At 74.2% G+C, this 18,806-nt stretch carries 16 protein-coding genes; 9 read left to right on the top strand and 7 right to left on the bottom strand.

The features are described from left to right. Positions 1-8: 8 nt before the first annotated feature. Both WME73_RS21090 and WME73_RS21085 read right to left on the bottom strand, forming a co-directional pair. Positions 9-575 carry a hypothetical protein gene (locus WME73_RS21090; RefSeq protein WP_437747205.1) on the bottom strand — a complete coding sequence of 189 codons (567 nt, stop codon included), beginning with the start codon at positions 573-575 and terminating at the stop codon, positions 9-11. Positions 576-913: 338 nt separating this feature from the next. Continuing rightward, positions 914-1,603, bottom strand: coding sequence for a hypothetical protein (locus tag WME73_RS21085; RefSeq protein WP_437916879.1), 690 nt, complete (start codon positions 1,601-1,603; stop codon positions 914-916). Between the two features lie 137 nt (positions 1,604-1,740). Between WME73_RS21085 and WME73_RS21080 the strand changes: the two genes are divergently transcribed. Both WME73_RS21080 and WME73_RS21075 read left to right on the top strand, forming a co-directional pair. After that, complete coding sequence (locus tag WME73_RS21080) at positions 1,741-3,291, top strand: protein kinase domain-containing protein (RefSeq protein ID WP_437747203.1); 1,551 nt, start codon at positions 1,741-1,743, stop codon at positions 3,289-3,291. An 86-nt stretch (positions 3,292-3,377) separates the two neighbouring features. Further along, positions 3,378-4,316 carry a sugar phosphate nucleotidyltransferase gene (locus tag WME73_RS21075; RefSeq protein ID WP_437916878.1) on the top strand — a complete coding sequence of 313 codons (939 nt, stop codon included), beginning with the start codon at positions 3,378-3,380 and terminating at the stop codon, positions 4,314-4,316. Between the two features lie 37 nt (positions 4,317-4,353). On the opposite strand, the gene WME73_RS21070 is transcribed toward WME73_RS21075, so the two are convergent. Next, positions 4,354-5,919, bottom strand: coding sequence for a phytoene desaturase family protein (locus tag WME73_RS21070; protein WP_437916877.1), 1,566 nt, complete (start codon positions 5,917-5,919; stop codon positions 4,354-4,356). Positions 5,920-6,159: 240 nt separating this feature from the next. Next, a complete protein-coding gene (locus WME73_RS21065) occupies positions 6,160-7,254 on the bottom strand; it encodes a DUF72 domain-containing protein (RefSeq protein WP_437916876.1) in 1,095 nt (364 codons plus the stop codon). 242 nt (positions 7,255-7,496) lie between these two features. Here WME73_RS21065 and WME73_RS21060 point away from each other — a divergent pair, with 242 nt between their 5' ends. Together WME73_RS21060 and WME73_RS21055 are read left to right on the top strand one after the other, a co-directional pair. Beyond that, complete coding sequence (locus WME73_RS21060) at positions 7,497-8,777, top strand: hypothetical protein (protein ID WP_437916875.1); 1,281 nt, start codon at positions 7,497-7,499, stop codon at positions 8,775-8,777. After that, on the top strand, positions 8,774-9,412 hold the full coding sequence (locus WME73_RS21055; protein WP_437747198.1) for an ATP-binding cassette domain-containing protein: 639 nt from the start codon (positions 8,774-8,776) through the stop codon (positions 9,410-9,412). The genes WME73_RS21060 and WME73_RS21055 overlap by 4 nt, the downstream gene beginning before the upstream one ends. A 45-nt stretch (positions 9,413-9,457) precedes the next feature. Here WME73_RS21055 and WME73_RS21050 read toward each other — a convergent pair whose 3' ends face one another. Further along, a complete protein-coding gene (locus tag WME73_RS21050; protein WP_437916874.1) occupies positions 9,458-10,210 on the bottom strand; it encodes a class I SAM-dependent methyltransferase in 753 nt (250 codons plus the stop codon). Positions 10,211-10,212: 2 nt separating this feature from the next. Beyond that, a complete protein-coding gene (gene folD, locus WME73_RS21045; RefSeq protein ID WP_437747196.1) occupies positions 10,213-11,076 on the bottom strand; it encodes a bifunctional methylenetetrahydrofolate dehydrogenase/methenyltetrahydrofolate cyclohydrolase FolD in 864 nt (287 codons plus the stop codon). 145 nt (positions 11,077-11,221) lie between these two features. On the opposite strand from folD, the gene WME73_RS21040 reads away from it, so the two are divergent. Both WME73_RS21040 and WME73_RS21035 read left to right on the top strand, forming a co-directional pair. After that, positions 11,222-12,604, top strand: coding sequence for a nicotinate phosphoribosyltransferase (locus tag WME73_RS21040; RefSeq protein ID WP_437916873.1), 1,383 nt, complete (start codon positions 11,222-11,224; stop codon positions 12,602-12,604). Positions 12,605-12,670: 66 nt separating this feature from the next. Continuing rightward, a complete protein-coding gene (locus tag WME73_RS21035) occupies positions 12,671-13,354 on the top strand; it encodes a cysteine hydrolase family protein (RefSeq protein ID WP_437747194.1) in 684 nt (227 codons plus the stop codon). A gap of 54 nt (positions 13,355-13,408) precedes the next feature. Here the strand turns inward: WME73_RS21035 and WME73_RS21030 are convergent, their stop codons facing one another. Then, entirely contained in the window at positions 13,409-15,412 is a 2,004-nt protein-coding gene (locus WME73_RS21030; protein ID WP_437747193.1) for a putative bifunctional diguanylate cyclase/phosphodiesterase, read from the bottom strand. Between the two features lie 297 nt (positions 15,413-15,709). Between WME73_RS21030 and coaE the strand changes: the two genes are divergently transcribed. The 3 genes from coaE (at position 15,710) to WME73_RS21015 (ending at position 18,730) form a co-directional block, all read left to right on the top strand. Then, positions 15,710-16,360, top strand: coding sequence for a dephospho-CoA kinase (gene coaE, locus WME73_RS21025; RefSeq protein ID WP_437747192.1), 651 nt, complete (start codon positions 15,710-15,712; stop codon positions 16,358-16,360). A 65-nt stretch (positions 16,361-16,425) separates the two neighbouring features. Next, positions 16,426-17,961: a ribonuclease H-like domain-containing protein gene (locus tag WME73_RS21020; protein ID WP_437916872.1), complete on the top strand. Its 1,536-nt coding sequence runs from the start codon at positions 16,426-16,428 to the stop codon at positions 17,959-17,961. A gap of 118 nt (positions 17,962-18,079) precedes the next feature. Next, positions 18,080-18,730 carry a DUF72 domain-containing protein gene (locus WME73_RS21015; protein WP_437747190.1) on the top strand — a complete coding sequence of 217 codons (651 nt, stop codon included), beginning with the start codon at positions 18,080-18,082 and terminating at the stop codon, positions 18,728-18,730. Positions 18,731-18,806 lie beyond the last annotated feature (76 nt).

Below are 18,806 nucleotides of genomic sequence, written 5' to 3'. Positions count from 1 at the left end.
CGGAAGGGTCAAGGCTCGACGCGGGTGGGCTTGGCGCACGTCCGGACGACGATTTCTACGTCCTTCTCCGCCACGATCGAGCCGGCGCCGTCCGGGGCGTCGGGGTCGGGGCACTCCCACGTCCAGATCGGGTCGGCCTTGTCACCGTTGGGGAGCAGCATTTCGGGGTTTCCGGAGGTCTCGCCACCTTTGGGCGTGAGCTCATCGGCGAACTCCCCCCCGTAGCCGTCGATCCTGACCGTGTACTCGTGCCCCTCGACGACGGAGGTGAACGACACGCTCCACGCACAGGAGATTGGCGGCGACGAGGCGAGGGGGGACGGCCCGCCCTCCGCGCTGTTGTCGGTGAGCGTGGCGACGTAGCTGCGGATGGCTTCCAGCTCGTCCGAACCCGAGCACTGGACGTCGCCCAGGAAGGCGAGCGGGTCGATGGTCATCGACGTCCCGAGCTGCACGTCGTCGTCGCCGTTGGACCCGTCGGCGCAGGCCGTGAGCGCGAGGACGGCGAGCGCCAGGGCGCACCGTCCGGCCCGGAGTCGCGGGGAGCGCCCGCGCGCGTGATCCGCAGCGAACAACGTTCCGAAACCAGCTCGAGCTCGGCCCATCGGCAGGGGGCACTAGTCCAAGCCGGGGAACGGCGCCACATGAAACGCGGCCCAGCTGCGCGGGCGCGGCGCCGGGCACGGCGCGCGGCCGAGCGAAGCCCGCGAGAGGAGGCGCCGGCGGAGGCGGCGCTCGCGGGCGAGCTGCCCGATGCGCCGCTCGCGCTCGCGAGGCGGTGATGAGCTCGCGGAAGCTGCGGGCGCCCGCTCTCTACGGGAACCGACCCCGCAACGCCTCTTCACGTCGATGGAGCGCCGCGGGCACGCTGTCGCCGCTCATCGCGTCAGCGCAGGCTCCTTCCGCAGCTGTATTAGGACCCGCCGGAGCCGCCGGAGCCGCCGTTGCCGCCGCCGGAGCCACCGCTGCCCGCGCTGCTGCCGCCGGAGCCGCCGCTGCCGCCGCCGGAGCCATCGCTGCCGCCGCCGTTGCCCGCGCTGCCGCCGCCGGAGCCGCCGCTGCCCGCGTTGCCAGAGCTGCCGCTGCCGGCGCCGCCGCTGTTCGGGGCGGCGACGAACGCGCAGGCCTCGAGCGCCTCCGCCTGCGCGGTGATCACCTTGCAGGGGGTGATCGCGCGGTCCACGCCCGCGGCGAGCGGCGTCGCAGAGCACTCCGCCATGGACGCGACCTTGGCGCTGGCGCAGGCGCGCGCCTCGCCGACGGCGGCAACGCAGGCATCGACCTGGAGGGTCGTCGGCTCTGCCACGGTCTGGCCGCCGCCGGCGCCGCTCTCGAAGCCGTGCAGGCACTGGTCCCAGTAGAACTCGACGCAGGTGTTCACCCGCTCTTCGGCGTCCCCGGAGCCGATCCACTCCGGGCACACGGCGGCCGCCTCGCACCGGGCCTGCTCGATCCGCCGGCAGGCGTCGACGCCCACAGCGTCGTTGCCGCAGCTCGGCGCTGTGATGAGGGTCACGGCGCCGAGGCCGAGCAACGCGGCCGCGGCCCAGGGCGCGGAGCTCCGCCTCGCGGCGGAGAGGACGGCGAGCGCAGAGAAACCCACCCGGCGGAGCTACCACGCGGCCGCCGGAGGCGTCGAGTTTTCCGGCACACACCAGCTGCCCACCCCACCTCGGGGGGCGCGAACGGCGACCGGACAAGGCCCGGTCCGATCTATGCTCCCAGGGCCGCGATCACCCTATGGATCCGCCGAGCCTCGCGCAGCTCCGACCCGACACGCCTTTCCATGGGCGGTACCGCGTCGTGCGCCCCATCAAGACGGGCGGGATGGGGGCGGTGTACGAGGTCGTGGACGTGGTCACGGACCGCCGCCGAGCGCTCAAGGTGATGCTCCCCGGCTCCATCCAGGACCCGGCCCAGCGCGCCCGGTTCGCCCAGGAAGCCAAGATCACGGGCGGGATCGAGAGCGACCACATCGTTCACATCTCCGATGCCGGCATCGACGCCGACTCGGGGATGCCGTTCCTCGTCATGGACCTGCTCCAGGGTGAGGAGCTCGCGAGCCTGTCGGCTCGCCGCGGCCCGCTGCCGCCGGCCGAGGTGGTGCTCTACCTGGGCCAGGTCGCGCGCGCGCTCGACAAGATGCACGCGGCCGCCATCGTCCACCGGGACCTCAAGCCGGCAAACCTCTTCCTGACGAGGCGGGACGACGGCTCCCCTTGCGTGAAGGTCCTTGATTTTGGGCTGGCGAAGGTCGTGGCGCACCGCAGCATGGCGGACCGCACGGCAATGGTCGGGACGCCCCTCTACATGGCGCCCGAGCAGATCCGCGGCGACGTCGCCGTCGGGCCGAAGACCGACATCCATGCGCTCGCGCATGTCGCCTTCGCGCTGCTCGTGGGCAGCCCGTACTGGCTGACCGAGGCCAACGTCCTGCCGTCGGTCTACGCGCTCCTCCAGCGGATGGTGGCAGGGTTGCCCGAGCCTCCGAGCGCCCGCGCCGCGCGGCGCCGCAGCAGCATCCGGCTGCCGCCCGCCTTCGACGCGTGGTTCCAGCAGGCGACCGCGATCGACCCGAAGGACCGCTTCGAGCGCGCCACGGCGGCCGTCACGCTGATGGCGGAGGCGCTCGGCGCGCCCGCCCCGTCGACGCCGCCCCCGCCCGAGCGGCCCACGAACCCGCCGCCGTCGTCCCGCCGCGGGGTCGAGACCCGCGGGGTCGACGCGGACGACCGGCGCGCCGCCGACGACCGGCGCGCCAGCTCGCCGTCGGACCCCGGGCCAAAGCCTCCGGAACCAGGGCCCAAGGCCGGCGAGTCACGCCAGCGCGACGAGGACCTCGCCGCGGTCGTCCACGAGGAGCGGCTCCGGGCCTTCCTGAAGAAGGAGGTGCAGCGCGCCAGGGAGCAGCGGACGAGGAGGCTCTCGCTGCTGCTGCTCAGCGTGGAGGGGCTCCAGGGCATCGAGGAGACGCAGGGCCGAGCCGGGGTCGATCGCATCCTCGGCGATCTCGCGCGCATCGTCAGGATCTACGTGCCGGAAGGCGGGCTGCTCGGGCGCTACCGCCGCGACACCCTCGCGATCGTCTGCCCCGGGATCGGCCGGACGCGGGCGTCCGCGTTCGCGAAGGTGCTCGGCGAGAAGGTGCGCCAGCACCGCTTCCGGCGAGCGGCCACGACGCCCTTCCGGATGACCCTCCGCATCGGTGTCGCGCACATCGAGGAGGGGGACGCGACGGGGCACGAGCTGCTCGAGCGCGCGGCGCGGGGGCTGCCCGAGCGGGGGGAGTGAGCTGAACGAGGGATCGGGCCGATGGCCGCGATCTCCGCTGGCGCCGGCGCGCGGCTGCGCGGTCGCGCCGTGGCGACCTCGATTTCTTGAACGTTCCCCGTGAAGGGGCGATCCTCGCGGCCATGGCCTCTGCCATGATCCTCGCGGCGGGGCTCGGGACCCGGCTCCGCCCGCTCACGGACGAGATGCCGAAGCCGCTCCTGTGGCTCGGCGATCGGCCGCTCATCGCGCACATCGCCGAGCGGCTCGCCGCGGGCGGCGTCGTTCGCGTCGCGGTGAACAAGTCCCACCTCGCGGAGCGATTCTCGCGCGATCTGCTCGCGGCGTTCCCGGTGCCCGTCGAGGTCCTGCACGAGCCGGAGCCCCTCGGCACCGCCGGGGGCCTCGCGAACGCGGCGGGCGCGCTCGGCGAGGGCGACGTGGTCCTCTGGAACGGCGACATCCTGATCGATCTCGACGTGGCGGCGCTCTCGGCGGCGCACGGCCATCACGGCGCGGGCGCGACGCTCGCTGTCGCGCCGCGGCCGGCCGGGGAGGGGACGGTCGGCGTCGGCGCGCGGGGCGAGGTGGTGCGGCTCCGCGGCGAGCGCTTCGGTGACGAGGTCGCGGGCGGCGATTTCGTGGGCGTGCACGTGGTCGGCGGGGCGCTCCGGCGAAGGCTGCCGCCGCGCGGGTGCATGGTGGGGGACGTGTACCTGCCGTGGCTGCGCGAGGGGCGCTCGCTCGCGACGTTCGCGGCGCCCGCCGTGTGGCACGACATCGGAACGCTGGCCGCGTACCTGGCGGCGAGCGCGCGCTGGCTCTCGCAGCGCGGCTTGCGGAGCTACGTCGGCCCGGGGGCGTCCGTCGCCGAAGGCGTGGACGTGGCGGGCAGCGTCGTCGGGGCGGGGGCGCGGGTCGAGGGGGCGGGCGCGGCGCGCGGGTGTGTGGTCTGGCCGGGCGCGCAGGTGGTCCTCGGCGCCGGCGCCCCGCTCGAGCGCGCGGTGGTGACGGCGAAGGGGACGGTTGCGCGCGCGGCGGCGTGACGGCGCCGGCGCGGCGGCCTGACCGCCGGCGCACGTCTCACTTGCCGAGGTCGGCGAGCGCGGCCTTCGCTGCGTTGTGCCCAGCCGCGCCGATGACCGACCCGGCCGGGTGCGTCCCCGCGCTGCACGAGTAGAGCCCGGCGAGCCCGAACCGGTAAGGTACGCGATCGGCGAAGCCGAAGCTGTTGTCGATGTGGTGGATGTGCCCCTTCGTGATCCCGAAGTGCCGCTCGATGTCCGGCGGCGCCAGCGTGAACGTCTCCAGCACGAGGTCGCTCATCCCAGGCGCGAAGCGATCGCAGATCGAGAGGAGGTGCTTCACGTAGCGCGGCGCGGCCTCGTCCCACGTCTCGCCGCCCGCGAGCGCGTAGGGCACCCACTGCACGAAGAGCGCCGCGTTGTGGTGGCCCTCCGCGTCGCGCAGGCTCGGGTCGATCGGCGTGTGGAAGTACCACTCGATCGCGGGGAACTCCGGGAGGCGCCCGCTCATCGCGTCGCGGTGGGCCTGCCGCAGCGTGTCCATCACGACGTCCTCGTCGGGCAGGAGGTGGATGGTCGGCCCGAACTGCCCGCGATCCTCCGGGAGGCACGTGAACGTGGGCAGGCCGGTCAGCGCCATGTTGACCTTGAGCGTCGAGCCGTCCTTCGCGAGCGCGTCGAGCCGCGCCGAGAGCGAGGCCCCGATCGCCGCCTCGCCGGCGAGCGCGCGGGTGCGGTACGGATCGGCGTTCGAGACGACCACCTTCGCGGCGATGCGCGTGCCGTCCTCGAGGAGCACGCCGGAGACGGCGCCCCCGGACGCCTCGATCCGCGCGACGCGCGCGCCGGTGACGATCGTCGCGCCCTCGGCCCTCGCCTTCTCGGCGAAGAGGCGGGAGATCGTGCCCATGCCGCCCTCGACGATCATCCAGGTCCCGTCCGCGCCGGGGAGGCGGCACATGTTGTGGATGAGGAAGTTCATGCCGGTGCCGGGCGACTCGAAGCCGCCCGCGAGCCCCGAGAAGGCGTCGGTCACGGCGTACATCGCCTTGAGGAGATCGCTCTTCCAGCCGAACCGCGCGAGGTAGTCGGAGATCGTGCCCCGGCAGAGCGCCACGAACGTCTGCCGGAGGGCGGGCCGCACGTAACGCTCCGCCGTCTCCTCGATGGAGAGCGGCTCCGCGAGCCACGTCGGGGCGATGTCGTCCCGGAGCGCGGCGAGCTCGGCCTGGAGCGCGCTGTTCGCGTCCCAGTCGTCCTGGGAGAAGAACTCAAGGAACTGCCGCTTCATCGCGGCCTGGTCCGAGCCGAAGAGCAGGTAGCGCCGGTCCGTGGTCGGGAGGAAATAGTGCGGATCGCGCCGCCGGAGGGGGAGGGCGACGCCGACCTCGCGGAGCAGCTCGGGGGGGGCGAGCCCGAGCAGGTAGGCGCCGCTCGAGACGCCGAGGCCCGGCGCCTTCTGGAAGGGGTGCTCGGTCTTCACCGCGCCGCCGACCGCGTCCTTCTCCTCGAGCACCACCACGTCGAGCCCGCGGCGGGCGAGGAGGACGGCGGCGACGAGACCGTTGTGGCCGGCGCCGACGATGACCACATCGGCGCGGGCCGGAGCTTCACTGCGATTCACTGGGCACCTCCAAGCGCTGTGCGCGTCCTCTGCCGCGGCCGGCGCGCCGGCGCTCGGGCCATGGCGCACGAGGTGTTGCACGAATGGTACGGCGAGGAGAGCCCTTTTCGCGCGCGGTAGCGGGGAGGGGCGCGCCGCGCGGCCCCGAGGCTGCCCGCACGGCGACCCTTTCCAGCCTGTCCTCTCCGCGGCGCTGGCGCGCGCGTCGCGCCGGCCCGCTCCGTCCTGCCCTGGTCGGGCTCACCCGCCGGCGGTCGTCGTGGGCGCCGTGGGCTCGCGCCACGCTGCGGCGACCTCCTCGGCGATGGCGCGCACGGTCAGGGGCGCCGAGCCCTCGGCCTTGTTGTTCACGAGCGTGAAGCTCTCGATGCGCAGCGCCGCGGCCTCGCAGAGGATCTGCGCGACCTCCGCGCGCATCTCGGGATCCGGCTCGACCACCCGGTTGAACGGGTGGAACCGGCGCTTCTCCGCCTCGTAGCGGCGACCGGGCTTGAGCGAGAGCCGGACGACCGCGAACGGGGCGTTCGAGACGGGCACCACATCGGCCTGGGCCCCGGGAGACGGCATGTTGCGCCAGTAGCTGTAGGCGTGGGCGACGCCGCGCGCGCCAAGGATCTCCCGGTACTCGCCGGTGAAATAGGCGCGCTCCCTGAGCTCGACCGCGCAGGAGAGCTCGCGCGGCAGCGCGCCGAGGAACGCGTCGAGCCGCTCGAAGAACGCGGCCGGCGGGAGCCGGTGGGGCGGGCCGACCGGGGGCAGCTCGAGCAGCACCGGCCCCGCGTGCGCCCGGAACACCGTGAGCAGCGGCGCGGCGACGCGCGAGAGGAAGAGCGGCACCGAGAGGAAATCCGGGTTCGGCTCGAGGCGAGCGGGGCCCGCGCCGCGCCCCTCGTCCTCGTTAGGCGGGGTCTGCGATCGCTCCAGCGTCTGGGACACGACGGCGTGCAGCGCCTTCGATACGCAGCGGAAGCCGTCCGGCAGCTGCGCTCCGTAACGGCGGAAGTCGCTGTCGGGGACGGGGGCGTAGAAGCTGCGGTCGATTCCGACCGTCGTGAGCAGCGGGTGCCGGGCGTACTCGGCGAGGCCATCGCGCGCGAGCTCCTCCGTGCTCTGCCGCGCGGCGTAGACGAGGCCCTGCCAGCCGGGGAAGCTCCACGAGCTCGTGCCGAGGTGGAGCCCCGGCGGCAGCCGCGCCGCCAGGCGGGCGGCGTCGTCGTAGACCGCCGCCATCGCGTCGCGCTCGCGCGCCGCCTCGGCAGCGGCGGGCTCCGGCGCTGCACCGAACAGCGAGAGCTGCGATGGGTTGGGGCCACGGCGCCCAGGGGAGCGGCTCACCCGGTCGAGTCTACTGCTTCCGGCGCGCTCCGCGACACCGGCCACGCGGGCGGGGACGACCGTCGCGCTGGCCAGCGCGGTAGGGGGGCGGCGCGGCCGCCGCTTCCGGTCCGGATCCATCGCAACAGGACACCGTCGCGGCGAGGGGATCCGCTCCCTCGCCGCGATCGGCTCGTGGAGCGGCCCCGTCATGCGCTTCCGATGGGGAGCATCCGGCCCGCCGTGGGGTACAAGCACGTGACGTGCTGCGCCGCTTCGCCCTCGTCGTGCGCGTCCTGGTCTCGACGGCCGGGAAGGACGCCTTCGCGCGCGCCATGCCGCTGTACATGGGCATGGGCCTCGTCGCGGCGGTCGTGTTCGGCGGCAACGGGATGCACCCCTCGCAGCTCACGGGCCTCGCGGGTGAGTCGCCCCTGTTCCGGGTCGCGCTGTGGGGGGCGTGGTTGCTCGTCGGGACGCCGGCGGCGCGCGCGCTGCTCCGCGCTCCGGCGACGTTCTTTCTCCGCGCGCTGCCGGTCCCGCGCCGCGAGCTGCTCTCGGCTCACGCGCTGCTCCTCGCCGTCGCCGAGCTCCCGTGGGTGGCGCTCTGGGCGGTCGGCGCCGGCGCGCTCGCCGGCTGCGCCGCCGGCGCCGCGGCGCTCGCGGCGCGCTGCATGCTCCTCGCCCGTCCGCGCGGCGCGCGCGAGCTCTCGGCCCTCGCGCTGCTCGTGGGCGCCATCGCGCTCGGGGCCCCGGCGTCGGTGCTGCTCGCGTGCGCCGCGCCCGCGCTGGCCGTCGGGCTGCGCGCGGCCGTCGCCCGCGCGCCAGAGATCCCCGCCGGCCGCGAGCGCTCGATGATTCCATCGGCGGCGCCTGCGCTGGTCGCGCTCGCGCTCGCCTACCTGGCGGCGCTCGTCCGTGGCCACCGCGCGGTCCTCGTGCGGGGCCTCGCGCTCGCGGCGATCGGCGCGCTCGCCGCGGCGGCCTGGGCCCGGAACAGCGGGCGGTTCGGCGGCGGGTCGCTCGCCGCGGCGTCGCTCGTCGCGCTCGCGCCGGTCGTGCTCTGCGCGGGCGCTGGCCTCTCCGGTCCGGTCCTGCGCGAGGAGCGGCGGCTCGCGTGGCTCCTCGACGCGTGCGGCGCGGCGGCCGGGCTCCGCGCGGGCGCCGTCGCCGCGGCGGTGGCCGCGCCGCTCGTCGCGCTCGCGCTCGGGCACGGCGCGGTGGTCGGCGCGCTCACCGGCGCGGCCCCCTCGGTGACGTTGCGCCTGGTCGGTGGCGCGGGGCTCGCGGGGCTGCTCCTCGCCGCGATCGCGCTCGGCTGCGTCCGGTGGTCCGTGCGGCAGGACGGCCGCGACAGCAGCCGGGTGCTGCTCTCGGTGCTCGCGGCGATCGCGGCGTCGATCGCGGCCGCGTGGACGCTGGGTGATCTCGCGCTCGCGGCCTTCGCTCCGGCGGCCGCGCTGCTCGCGGGGCCCGCCGGCGCGCGCTGGCTCTCGCCGGGGCGCGGGCGCGGCGCGGCGGCAGGAGAGGGGAGGGCGCTGTGACGCTGGAGGCGATGGGGATCCACAAGCGGCTCTCGGGCAGGGACGTGCTCTCGGGCGTCGAACTCCGCTGCGGACCTTCGGAGGTGGCGGTCGTGATGGGCGAAAACGGCGCCGGCAAATCGACCTTGCTGCGGGTCGTCGTCGGGTTGCTGGAGCCCGATCGCGGCGCCGTGACGCTCTCGGGGGAGGCCGTCCACGGCGCCGCGGCCTCGGCGCGGCGCCGGCTCGGCTACGCGCCCGACGCGACCGAGGCGCTGCCCGATCTCCAGGTCGCGGAGCTCTGCGCCCTCGTGCGCGCGCTCAAGCAGGCGCCGCCGCTCGACGGCGCGTGGCGCGCGTGGATCGAGCGGCTCGGCGCGGCCGCCTTCTACCGACGGCGGCTCTCCGGCCTGTCGTTCGGTCAGCGCAAGCGCGCGCTCGTTCTCGCGGCGCTGGTGGGCGATCCTTGGCTGCTCGTGATCGACGAGCCGACCAACGGGCTGGACGCCGAGGGGGCGCGCACGGTGCTGGAGCTCATCGAGCAGCGCCGCGCGGAGGGGAAGGCGACGCTCCTCACGACGAACGACGCGGCCTTCGCGGCGGCGACCGGGGGGCACGTGCGCCGGCTGAACGGAGGACGGCTCGGCGCGGAGTAGTAGGCGGCGCCTCGGCCCGTGAGGCGCCGCGCCTCCGGACGCCGCCTACCGGCCGGGCTGCCTCCCCTCGCGGCCCGAACGGCGCGGCAGCAGCCGCAGCACCCGCGTCTCGCGCTGCTCGCGGCCTTCGAGGTCGAGCGACGTGGGGACCTGGTACCGCGCGAGCTCCTCGACCGCCTCCGAGGGGCAATAGGCGCGCCCGGGATCGCCGACGATCACCGCGGTGGCGCGCGCGGCCTCTCGGCGCAGCCACGGGAGCACGCGGTCGACCATCGCGCGCTCGTAGCAGACGTCGCCCGCCACGATGACGTCCCACGCGGCCGTCGCGGTGCTCGCCGTGAGGTCCTCGGTGATCACGTCGACGGTGACGCCGTTCAGGCCCGCGTTCAGCCGGAGCGCCGCCGCGGCGAACGGATCGATGTCGGCGGCGCTCACGCGCGCGGCGCCGGCGAGCACCGCGGCGATCGCGACGACTCCGCCGCCGGAGGCGAGGTCGAGGACGCGCTTGCCCGAGACCGTCGCGGGATGATCGAGGAGGTACCGCGCGAGCGCCTGCCCGCCCGCCCACGCGAACGCCCAGTACGGCGGCGGCACGCCCGCGCGCGTGAGCGCCGCCTCGGTCGCGTGCCAGAGCGGCGTGACCTCGGTCGCCAGGTGGAGCTTGACCTCGGGGACGAACGGCGGGCAGGCGACGGCCGTCTCGCGCGCGACGAACGCCGCGGCGCGCTCGGCGGCGGAGGCGTCCTCCGCGTCGGCGTCGGGGTGCGGCGCGGGCGCGAGCCCCCTCGTCACGGCCATCGCTACCGCTTCGCGACGCGCGCTTCCGCGGCGCGCAGCGTCGTCTCGAGCAGCGAGGCGATCGTCATGGGGCCGACGCCGCCGGGCACCGGCGTGATCCAGGCGGCCCGCTCCCTGACGGCGTCGAAATCGACGTCGCCCACCAGCTTGCCCGCGTCGTCGCGGTTCATGCCGACGTCGATCACCGTGGCCCCTTCCTTGATCCAGTCGCCGCCGATGAGCTTCGCCTTGCCCGCCGCCGCCACGAGGACGTCGGCCTCGCGGCAGAGCGCCTTCAGATCGCGCGTGCGCGTGTGGGCGATCGCGACCGTCGCGTGCCGCGCGAGCAGCAGCTGCGCCATCGGCCTGCCGACGAGGTTGCTCCGCCCCACCACCACCGCGCGGGCGCCGGCGAGCTCGACGCCCGCCTCGGCGAGCAGGCGCATGCAGCCGACCGGCGTGCACGGCGCGATGCCGCCCGGGCGGCCCATCGCGAGCAGCCCTGCGTTCACCGGGTGGAGGCCGTCGACGTCCTTCGCGGGATCGATGGCGTCGAGCACGGCGTGCGCGCGGATGTGCGCCGGCAGCGGCAGCTGGACGAGGATCCCGTCGACGGTGTCGTCCGCGTCGAGCTCCGCGACGCAGGCGAGCAGCTCGGCCTCGGTCGTCGCGGCCGGGAGCGCGCGGAGCCGTCCTCGAATGCCGACCTCGTTCGACATCCGCTCCTTGCTCCGCGTGTGCGTCACGCTGGCCGGGTCCTCACCGACGAGCACCACCTCGAGGCCGGGGGGCCGACCGTGGGCGGCCACGAAGCGCGCCACCCCCTCCCGCACCTCGTCGCGGACCTTCTGCGCGATCGCCTTGCCGTCCAGGATCTTCGCCGCCATGGCCGCGGAGCTTAGTCCAGCCGCGGCCGTCGCGGGGGGCTGCCCGCGGCGGCCCGGGGAGCGATCGTGAGGATGGCCGGCACACCGCCTCACGCCACGCGATCTTCCGGTTGACCCGTACGTCCAGCGTCTCTAGCCATGATCTGTGGACGCGCTGCACACCGATCTCTACCAGCTGACCATGGCGGCGGGCTATTTCCACCGCGGCATGGCCTCGCGCGTCGCGACGTGCGAGCTCTTCGTGCGGCGGCTGCCCCGGCACCGGCGCTTCCTTGTCGCGATGGGCCTCGCGCGGGTCATGCGCTACCTTGAGGAGCTCCGCTTCACCGAGGAGCAGATCGCCTACCTGAGCGCGCTGCCCGCCCTCGCGGACGCGATGACGCCGGCGTTCTGCGGCTACCTGCGGGACTTCCGCTTCCACGGCGACGTCTGGGCCATCCCCGAGGGGACCGCGTTCTTCGCGAACGAGCCGGTCCTGCGCGTCACGGCGCCGCTCATCGAGGCGCAGCTCATCGAGACGTTCGCCCTGTCCGCCATCAACCACGCTACCGCGATCGCATCGAAGGCCGCGCGCGTCGTCCTGGCCGCCGGCGACGCGGGGGTCATCGAGTTCGGCAGCCGCAGGGCACACCCGGAGGCGGCGATCGACGCTGCGCGGGCCGCGTACGCGGTCGGCTGTATCGGCACCTCCAACGTCGAGGCCGGGATGCGCTTCGGCATCCCTGTGCTCGGGACGGCCGCGCACATGTGGACCATGGCTCACCCGACGGAGCAGGCCGCGTTCGAGGCCTACGTCGCCGTCTTCCCGAGCGCGGCGATCCTGCTCGTCGACACCTACGACACGCTCGTCGGCGCGGCGCGCGCCGCGGCGATCGCGCGCGACAAGCTGAAGGGGGTCCGGCTCGACTCCGGCGACCTCGCCGCGCTCAGCGTGGCCGTGCGCAGGATCCTCGACGACGCAGGCTGCACGTCGGCGAAGATCGTCGCCTCGGGCGATCTGAACGAGCACCGCATCGCCGAGCTCCGGCGCGCCGGGGCGCCGATCGATCTCTACGGCGTCGGGACGGACCTCGTGACGTCGATCGACGCCCCGGCGCTGGGCGGCGTCTACAAGCTCGTGGAGATCGGCGACGTCGAGCGGGGCGCGGGCGGAGAGCGCACGCCCATCGCGAAGTTCTCGGAAGGGAAGGCGACCCTGCCCGGCGCGCACCAGGTGCACCGCTTCCGCGATCGATCGGGGAAGCTCGCCCGCGACGTGATCTCGCTCGAGGCCGAGCCGATGAGCCCCGACGCCGAGCCGCTGCTCGTGCCCGTGATGGCGCGCGGCGCCCGGGTCGCGCCGCCCGAGGGGCTCGACGCCGTCCGGCTGCGCGCGCGCGCGCAGCTCGCCGGGCTCCCGGACGCGCTCCTCTCCATCGACGACGAGCCCGAGCAGGGCGCGCCCTTCGCGGCCGACGTGTCGCCGCGGCTCGGCGCGCTCGTGGAGGCGGTGCGCGCCCGCGTCGCCTCTGGCGCAGGACAGCGGTAGCGAGCGAGCCCCCTGGCGTGCGCGGCCGCGAGAGGCCGCGCGCCCCCCACGACTGGAGACGACGACATGGCGAGCGGTAAATGGCCCCGACAATCTTCGCCCCCGAGGGTGTTCGTCGACGTCGACGTCCAGCGGGACTTCTGTGAGGAGACCGGCGCGCTGTACGTGAAGGGCTCGCCGAACGCGCTGTTTCGGAGGCTCACCGAGCACGCCGTCGCGCACGGGATCCCCATCGTCGGCTCGGTCGACTCGCACGCGTGGGACGCGTGGGAGTTCGCGTCGAACGACACGCCGGCCCCCGAGGGCGGCAAGCCGGGCTTCCCCGACCACTGCGTGAAGGGGACGCCGGGCTGGCTGAAGGTCGAGGGGACGCTGCCGCCGCGCTACCGCTTCCTCCCCAACGTGGAGCGCGCGCCGATCGACGCGGCGGTGCGCGAGCTCGCGGCGCGCAGGAGCCACGCCGTCTACTTCGAGAAGGAGGTCTACAGCCTCTTCGCGAACCCGCTTGCCGAGGCGTTCCTGCGCGAGCTCGCCGCGGCGCTCGGCGACGCGCCGGAGCTCGTGGTCTACGGCGTGGCGACCGACTACTGCGTCCGCGCCGCAGCCCTCGGCCTCGCCCAGCGCGGCTACAGCACGGTGCTCCTGACCGACGCCGTCGCCGGCATCACCGAGGCCGGGGTCGCCGCCGCGCTCGCCGAGATGCAGGCCGCCGGCGTCACGCTCACGACGTCGTCAGCGCTTCTTTTCTAGGGAGGATCCAGCGGATCGCGCGGCGAGCACGGCCGGGCTCCCGCCGCGATCGCGTCAGCGGCCTTCCGGCGAGCCGGTCGCGTCCGGGATGCTCGGCTCGCCCTGGGCGCGCAGCGACCCGCAGAGGTCCACGAGCGGCTGCGGCTTGTCGAAGTGCCACCCCTGCGCGTAGTGGATGCCCATCGACGTGAGCAGATCGGCGATCTCCTGGTTCTCCACCTGCTCGGCGACGGTCTTGATGCCGAGCGTGTCGCCGATGCGGTGCACCGACTCCACGATCGCGCGGTGGAGCGAGTTGTCCTTCAGATCGCGCACGAACATGCCGTCGATCTTGACGTAGTCGACCGGCAGGCTCTCCAGGTAGCCGTACGACGCGTGCCCGCTGCCGAAGTCGTCGATCGCGAACCGGCACCCCATGGCGCCGAGCTCCTGCATGAACCACAGCACCTCGCCGAGGTTGGCGAGCGCCGCCGTCTCGGTGATCTCGAAGCAGATCTTGCTCGGCGGCACCTGCGCCCGGTGCAGCTGCTCGACGATGAAGTCGAGCAGGCCCTCGCGCAGCAGCGACACGCCCGACAGGTTGATCGAGCACGTGTCGAGGCGCCTCAGCGCGTGCTGCGGCAGCGCGCCGATGAGCCGGAACGCCTGGCGCGCGACGTAGCGATCGATCACGTGGATCAGGCCGCTCTGCTCCGCCGCCTGGATGATGCCGACCGGCGAATAGAACCGGCCGTCCTCGCCGAGCTGCCGCACGAGCACCTCGAAGTGCGCGCCGTGGGGCGTGTGCGCCGCGCCCGGCTTGATGAGCGGGTGGATGCCCTGCGAGTAGAGCCGGAGCCGCCCCTCGGCGAGGTGGCGCTGCAGGCTCGCGACCCACTGCATCGAGCGCCGGCTCGTCGTCATCTGCTGGTCGTCGAGGTAGACCTGCAGCCTCCCGCGCCCGTTCTCCTTCGCGATGCGGCACGCGTGATCGGCGGCGCCGAGCACGTCGACGGCCCGCTCGAAGTGCGGGGTCAGCACGACGAGCCCGATGCTCGCGCCGATCGAGAACGTCTTCTCCGCCCACCCGAACCGGAACTCGAGCAGGCAGATCTGCAGGTCGCGCGCGATCCGCTCCGCTTCCCGCTCGCTCTTGTCCGCGAGCAAGAGGACGAACTCGTCGCCGCCGATCCGCCCGGCCGCGTCCTTCGGGCCGACGATCTCGTGCACGCGCGTCGCGACCCACTGGAGCAGATCGTCGCCCGCCTCGTGCCCGCACGTGGCGTTCACGAGCCGGAAGCGATCCAGATCGATGTAGCAGAGCGCGTACGGCGTGTTGTTCGCCCTGCAGTCGTTCAGCGCCTCCTCGATGCGATCGATGATCGCGTACCGATCGAGGAGCCGCGTCAGCGCGTCGTAGCGGGGCTTGGCCGGGTGGATCGGCAAGGGCCCCGGCGCGCCGAGCTCGCGGAAGAGGATGAGCTGCCCGGGGGCGGGCGGCGGCCTCGAGTCGCGCTGGCTCTCGCGCGTGGGCCGCCCCGTGAGCGTGCCGATCGTGTGGACGACGGGGATGACCGAGCCGTCGCGGCGCTCGAGCAGCGCGGTGTACCGCGCGGACGTCGGTCTACTCGCCGCAGCTGCCTCGGGCGCGGCGAGCGGCGCGCCCGGCGTGCGCAGCGCGCCCTCGTCGATGATCACCGGCGCGAGCGGCGCCACCGGCTCGCGCCGCGGCGTGAGCGCGGGCGGCGCGGCGGCCTTCGCCGGCGCGCCCTCGTCGAACAGCTCCGTCATCTCTCCGACGTCGATGTCCGGATCTCCGCTCGTCGTCCCCGCCGCCGGGATCAGCCGGAGCACGCGATCGAGCAGCGCGCCGCGCGCCTCGACGATCGACCAGCCGGTCAGCCGCTCCGCTGCCCCGTTGACGCGCACCACGCGTTGCTCGGCGTCGACTTCGATCACGCCGACGTCGAGCTCGGACAGCCACGACGCGAGCTGCTTGTCCGGCGAGCCGCGGTGCGCGTCCGAGCGATCGAACGCGGCGTGCAGGCTCGACTCCGGCCGGTCATCGATCTTTGCCACCACCCCGTTATGGTAGTTGCATTCCCGGAGAAGCGGACTTCTTAAGCGCCGACGGCGAGGAAACTCGACGGTCGCAGACCCCCCTTCGAGGTAGGCTCGGGTCGTGGTGGTCACGAGGCGGGCAGGCGCTCCGGGCAGACGTGGGCGCCGGCGCAGGTCGCACCTTCTTCCGACGCCGGCCGCGCTCGACCGCAGGGGCGACAAAGGTAGGTTTTGACGCGATGCGTTGTGATGCTGGGTCGAGATCAGGCAGCGGAGAGGCGTGCCGGTCGCTCCAGGGAGGGGGCTGAGGCGGCCATGGGGATCGTCCTGTTCGGGCTCACCGGCGGCCTGGGATCCGGCAAGAGCACGGTGGCGGCTCATTTTCGCGCGCGGGGGCTTCCGGTCATCGACGCCGACGCGCTCGCCCGCGAGGTGGTGGCGAAGGGTACCGAGGGGCTCGACGAGGTGGTGCGCGCCTTGGGCCCGGAGGTGGTCTCGCCGGACGGTTCGCTCGATCGCGCGCGTGTCGCAGCGGTGGTGTTCGCCGATCCGGACAAGCGCCGCCAGCTGAACGCGATCGTGCACCCGCGCATCACTGCGCTCACGCTGGAGCGCGCCGCCGAGCTCCAGGCTCAGGGTGAGCCGCTGGCCTGCTACGAGGCGGCGCTCCTCGTCGAGAACGGGGTCGCCGATGCGTTCCGCCCGCTCGTCGTGGTCGCTGCGCCCGAGGCGGTCCAGATCGCCCGCGCGATGGCGCGGGACGGCGCGACCGAACACCACGTGCGCGCCCGGCTCGCCGCGCAGCTCCCGCTCGCCAGCAAGGTCGCGATGGCCGACTACGTCATCGAGAACTCCGGCGATCGCGCCGCGACCGAGCGGCAGGCCGACGAGGTGCTCGCCTCGATCCGGGCGAAGCTCGGCGTCGGTCCCAGCGCCGCGCGCCAGAAATCGGGCCAGGATCCCTGACGCGGCATCCGCTGGATCACTGACTTGATGCGCAGTGCCCGGCGTGGAAACCTCGCGACCGGCCGATGACGTCGTTCAAATCGAAGCTCGCGCGGCTCGGACCGCTCCCGGCGGAGCGGCGCGGCGCTGCGCCGCTCGCCGTCGAGCAGGCGTCGCTCGATCGCGGTCCCGCCGTGGACGGCGTCGGCCCCTCCGAAGCTCCTCCCGCGCTGGCGGCCGCGGCGCCGGCTCCGACCGACGCGGCGCCGGCCGCGGCGTCTGCATCGCCCTCGACGGGCGTTGCTCGACCGTCGCTCGATGATCTGCGCGAGCGCATCTCCCGCATCGTCGCCCGGGGCGCGCCGCCGACCCCCAGGGCCGATCCCGCGCGCGGCGAGCTCCCCTTCCATGTCGAGCAGACGCCCGGGGGGCCGCTCTATGCGAGCCGCACCCGCTCGCTCGCGGCGGCCCGCGTCGGCCGCGCGCCGCTCGTCGCCGCGCGCGACGCCGACCCGGCCATGCTCGCGCTCCTCTCGCTCGATCCGGCGCTCGCCGGCTGCGACGTGCGGCGGGCGCTGTTCCTCGATACGGAGACCACGGGCCTCGCAGGTGGCACGGGCACCGTGCCGTTCCTGATCGGCCTCGCCTGGTTCGACCCCGGGGCGGACAGCGCGGGGCCGCTCGGCGAGCCTCCGTCCGACGGCTTCGTCATGGAGCAGCTCCTCCTGCGCCGCCTCGGCGAGGAGGAGCCCATCCTGCGCCGCCTCGCCGAGCGCCTCGCCGACGCCTCGATGATCGTCACGTACAACGGCAAGGCGTTCGACATGCCGCTCCTGCGCACGCGCTACGTGATGAACCGCCTGCCGCCGCCGCCGGAGCTGCCGCACCTCGATCTCGTCCACGTCGCGCGCCGCATCCACAAGGCCCGCCTGAAGAGCCGCACCCTCATCGCCCTCGAGCACGACGTGCTCGGCCGGGTGCGCGTCGGCGACGTGCCCGGCGGCGAGATCGTCGCGTGCTACGCCCACTTCCTGCGCACCGGCGACGAGGAGGCGCTGCTCGGCGTCGTCGAGCACAACGCCGCCGACGTCCTCGCGATGGTCGCGCTGGTCGGCCTCTACGGCGAGCCGCTCGGCAGCCTCGCCGCCGGCGATCTCGCCGGGGCGGCCGCGACGCTGCGGCGGGCGGGCGCGCTCGAGCGCGCGGCCGAGCTCGCGGACGCGGCCGTCGAGCGCGGCGGCGGCGCGGTCGCGCGGCGGGCGCGCGGCGACATCGCCAAGGCGCGCGGGGACAAGGCGCGGGCGCTCGCGGACTACGAGGCCCTCGCGGCCGAGCTCGACGATCCCTCGGTGCGCCTCGAGCTCGCGAAGCTCTACGAGCACCACGTGCGCTCCTTCGCCCGCGCCCTCGATCTGGCCGACCAGGGCACCGCGGAGCCCGAGCCCGCGCAGGCCCGCCGCCGGGCCCGCCTGCAGCGCAAGGTCGATCGCAGCGCCGCGGCGCTCGCGCTGCCGTTCGGGCAAGCCGCTGGCGCGGGTGCGGTCGACGGCGCTCCTGCGCGCCCGTGCTCCGAGCCAGCGGCGCCGCAGCGCGAGGGGGACGCGAGGGGGAGGGAGGAGTGAGCGGGCATCCACTACGTCCTCGCGCCCCCGCGTCATCGTTTGGGCGCCCAGGCGAGCCGATCGAGAAATCCATCGGTCTGGCTTCTCGCCAGCGCGCGCGTGGGCTAGGGTGGGGACGATGATTACCGTCGGCTGCGCCGGTTTTCCCGTCCCAGCGACGCGCTATTTCCGCGAGTTCATGTTCGTGGAGGTGCAGGAGACCCATGTGTCCCTCCCGGGACCTGGAACGATCCGGCGCTGGCGGCGCGAAGCTCCAGGCGGCTTTCGCTTCGCCCTGCTCGGTCCGCGCGAGATAGGGCAGGAGGGGTTTCGGGACGGCAAGGTCATCGAGACGGCGCTCAAGAGCATCGAGGCGGTCGCGGATGAGCTCGAGGCGAAGCTCGCCGTCTTCGTCGGCCCCCCGGAGTTCACGCCGACGCGCGCGAACAAGGCCATCCTGCGCGACTTCCTCGTCAACGTGAAGAAGCGCTTCGAGCGCGTCGTCTTCGAGCCTCCGCCCGGGTGGGATCTGGACGAGTGCGACGAGCTCACCCAGGAGGTCGGCGCGCTCGCCGCGCGCGATCCGCTGAACGCGGGGCTCTCGCGGCTGAAGGTGGCCTACTACCGCCTGCACGGTCCCGCGGGGCACAAGTCGCGCTACGAGGATCCGGCGATCGAGCGGCTCGCGGAGATCGCGCGCGGCGCGAAGCACGACGACGCGACGTACGTGTTCACGAACGTCGACATGTTCGCCGACGCGAAGCGCTTCAAAAAGGCGATGAAGCTCTAGAGCGACGGTCACCCGCTTCGGATACGGGCCCATCTCGACGTTTTCTGTGCTCAGCGTACGTGAGTACGCTTCCGCG

Origin of the sequence: Sorangium sp. So ce302, from assembly GCF_051530145.1 — a bacterium.
GTDB lineage: Bacteria > Myxococcota_A > Polyangia > Polyangiales > Polyangiaceae > Sorangium > Sorangium cellulosum_B.
Note: the sequence above shows the minus strand (reverse complement) of the source record. Positions and strands in the feature narration are given on the sequence as shown.

What these genes read in the sequence shown, in the direction of transcription:
- WME73_RS21080 (WP_437747203.1), top strand. Translation starts at nt 1,741, where the DNA reads ATGGATCCGCCGAGCCTCGCGCAGCTCCGACCCGACACGCCTTTCCAT.
- WME73_RS21050 (WP_437916874.1), bottom strand. Translation starts at nt 10,210, where the DNA reads ATGGCCGTGACGAGGGGGCTCGCGCCCGCGCCGCACCCCGACGCCGAC.
- folD (WP_437747196.1), bottom strand. Translation starts at nt 11,076, where the DNA reads ATGGCGGCGAAGATCCTGGACGGCAAGGCGATCGCGCAGAAGGTCCGC.
- WME73_RS21035 (WP_437747194.1), top strand. Translation starts at nt 12,671, where the DNA reads ATGGCGAGCGGTAAATGGCCCCGACAATCTTCGCCCCCGAGGGTGTTC.
- coaE (WP_437747192.1), top strand. Translation starts at nt 15,710, where the DNA reads ATGGGGATCGTCCTGTTCGGGCTCACCGGCGGCCTGGGATCCGGCAAG.
- WME73_RS21020 (WP_437916872.1), top strand. Translation starts at nt 16,426, where the DNA reads ATGACGTCGTTCAAATCGAAGCTCGCGCGGCTCGGACCGCTCCCGGCG.
- WME73_RS21015 (WP_437747190.1), top strand. Translation starts at nt 18,080, where the DNA reads ATGATTACCGTCGGCTGCGCCGGTTTTCCCGTCCCAGCGACGCGCTAT.